General features: G+C 60.3%; 3 protein-coding genes. 2 read left to right on the forward strand and 1 reads right to left on the reverse strand.

The window, feature by feature from the left end:
- Window positions 1-66 precede the first annotated feature (66 nt).
- Both folB and ttcA read left to right on the forward strand, forming a co-directional pair.
- Complete coding sequence (folB, locus tag VL003_RS02790; protein ID WP_325439357.1) at window positions 67-426, forward strand: dihydroneopterin aldolase; 360 nt, start codon at window positions 67-69, stop codon at window positions 424-426.
- 45 nt (window positions 427-471) lie between these two features.
- The gene (gene ttcA / locus VL003_RS02795) at window positions 472-1,512 is read left to right on the forward strand and encodes a tRNA 2-thiocytidine(32) synthetase TtcA (protein ID WP_325439358.1); all 1,041 of its coding nucleotides are present in this window, start codon (window positions 472-474) and stop codon (window positions 1,510-1,512) included.
- On the opposite strand, the gene VL003_RS02800 is transcribed toward ttcA, so the two are convergent.
- Window positions 1,509-2,087, reverse strand: a complete 579-nt coding sequence (locus tag VL003_RS02800) for a UbiX family flavin prenyltransferase (protein WP_325439360.1) — start codon at window positions 2,085-2,087, stop codon at window positions 1,509-1,511. The two genes, ttcA and VL003_RS02800, sit on opposite strands and share 4 nt — an antisense overlap.
- Between the last annotated feature and the right edge of the window lie 208 nt (window positions 2,088-2,295).

Raw genomic sequence — 2,295 nt, forward strand, 5'->3', positions numbered from 1 at the left:
CGTGGGTCGATGCTGGATGTTATATCATCCCACCAACACCCTAGCTTCCGGCCTACAGACCACATCATGTCCACTCGACGCATATTTTTTACCCAACTGGCCCTGGATGCCCGCATCGGCATTCTCGAACACGAGCTGCGCGCCACCCAACCCCTGCATATCGACGCTGAAATCGACGTTGCAGTTAGCCAGCCGGTTCACGACCAGATCCTGCAAACAGTTCTTGACTACCGTCTGCTGCGCAACGCCATTGTGCAAGAGTGCACCCAAGCTCATGTCAATTTACTGGAAACCCTGATCGAACAGGTGGCCGACCGGCTGCTGACCGAGTTTCCCGAAGTGCTAAGGGTTAAAATCCGTATCAGCAAACCCAGCGCATTTTCTGACTGTGCCGCGGTGGGCATCGAGCTGGAACGCAGCCGATAGCCCTCAGCGGCCCGACTGCCCGGCGCCTTGCGCCGGCCCAAGGCCATGAACACCACTACCACTGAATCGCCGGCCCTTGGCCGAGACGACGCCCCCACTCGCCCTGCCCCCACGGCTGACCAAGCAATACGCGACCGCCGCCAGCGCAACCACGACAACAAGCTGACCAAACGCCTGATGCGCGAAACCGGCCGCGCCATCGCCGACTTCAATATGATCGAAGAAGGCGACAAGGTAATGGTGTGCCTGTCGGGGGGAAAAGACTCGTACAGCCTGCTTGATATTTTGCTGACCCACCAGTCGCGCGCGCCGTTCCGGTTCGAGATTGTGGCGGTCAACCTTGACCAGAAGCAGCCCGGGTTTCCCGACCATATACTGCCCGAATACCTGGAATCGCTGGGCGTGCCCTACCATATTGAAACCCAGGACACCTATTCGGTTGTGACGCGTGTCATTCCCGAGGGCAAGACCATGTGCTCGCTGTGTTCGCGCATGCGCCGGGCCATTTTGTATCGGGTGGCCGGCGAGCTGGGTGCAACCAAGGTTGCCCTGGGCCACCACCGCGACGACATACTTAGCACTTTCTTCCTGAACCTGTTCTACGGCGGCCGCATGAAGGCCATGCCGCCCAAGCTGATGTCGGACGACGGCAAGAACATTGTCATTCGCCCGCTGGCTTATGTGCCTGAAAAAGACCTGATCGCCTACGCGCAGCTAAAGCAGTTTCCCATCATTCCGTGCAATTTGTGCGGCTCGCAAGAGAACCTGAAACGCCAGGAAATGAACCGCATGATCGCCGAGTGGGACAAGAAAATGCCCAGCCGCTCATGGAATGTGTTTGGCGCACTGAACCGCGTCGTGCCTTCGCACCTGATGGACACCGAGCTGTTCGATTTTGCCGGCCTGAAAGCCACGGGAATTGCCGACGAGAATGGCGACATGGCTTTTGATGCAGAGGATTTTGATGCCCCGCTGTCGGGGTTCGGACCAGCCGGGGACCTGAACGAGAACGAGGCGCCGAGCGAAACCAGCTCAACCACCGGGCACCGGGTCATTGTCATGACCGACCTGCGTCGCGTGCCTTAGGCGGGCTGATCCATGCCTTGCCAGCGGGGGCCGTCGATGTGAATATCGAACAGGTCGAGCACACGCACAATGGTGTGATCGACCATTTCTTCGATGGTGGCCGGGTGGTGGTAAAAGGCCGGCAAGGGCGGAAACACAATGCCGCCCATTTCGGTAACGGCTGTCATGTTGCGCAGGTGGGCCAGATTGAACGGTGTTTCGCGCACCATCATGACCAGGCGACGGCGCTCTTTAAGCGTAACGTCGGCCGCTCGGGTGATGAGATTGTCGGACAGGCCGTGCGCCACGGCCGACAAGGTTCGCATGGAACACGGCACCACCACCATGCCCGCTGTGACAAAGCCACCGCTGGCCAGGGCCGAACCCACGTCGCGAAAGCTGTACACATGGTCGGCCAGGTCGTACACCTGCTGCCGGGCAAGCCCCAGTTCGTACTTGATGTTCAGCACACCGGGCGGCGACACCACCAGGTGCGTTTCAACGTCGGGCACACCCTGCAGCGCCTGCAGCATGCGCGTGGCGTAAACCGCGCCCGTGGCGCCGGTAATGCCCACGACCAGGCGGCGCTTGCTCATGGCGTGTGTGGCCTGGCTGCGGGCACGTGCCTTCCGGCGCAAGCCCGCCATTCGCAGGCGCGGCAACCGCCCTGCCAACGCAGCTTAGTCATTCAGTGTCATTCAGTGCGCCGGCCTCTTTGAGCACTTCAAGCAGTTCACCGCTTTCGTGCATTTCGGCGATGATGTCCGAACCGCCCAGGAATTCGCCGGCAACGTAAAGCTGCGG

Origin of the sequence: Pusillimonas sp., assembly GCF_035515275.1 — a bacterium.
In the GTDB taxonomy this organism is placed as follows: domain Bacteria; phylum Pseudomonadota; class Gammaproteobacteria; order Burkholderiales; family Burkholderiaceae_B; genus Pusillimonas.

Bases quoted from the DNA above. Each gene is read 5' to 3' on its own strand.
- folB (WP_325439357.1), top strand. From the start codon at position 67: ATGTCCACTCGACGCATATTTTTTACCCAACTGGCCCTGGATGCCCGC.
- ttcA (WP_325439358.1), top strand. From the start codon at position 472: ATGAACACCACTACCACTGAATCGCCGGCCCTTGGCCGAGACGACGCC.
- VL003_RS02800 (WP_325439360.1), bottom strand. From the start codon at position 2,087: ATGAGCAAGCGCCGCCTGGTCGTGGGCATTACCGGCGCCACGGGCGCG.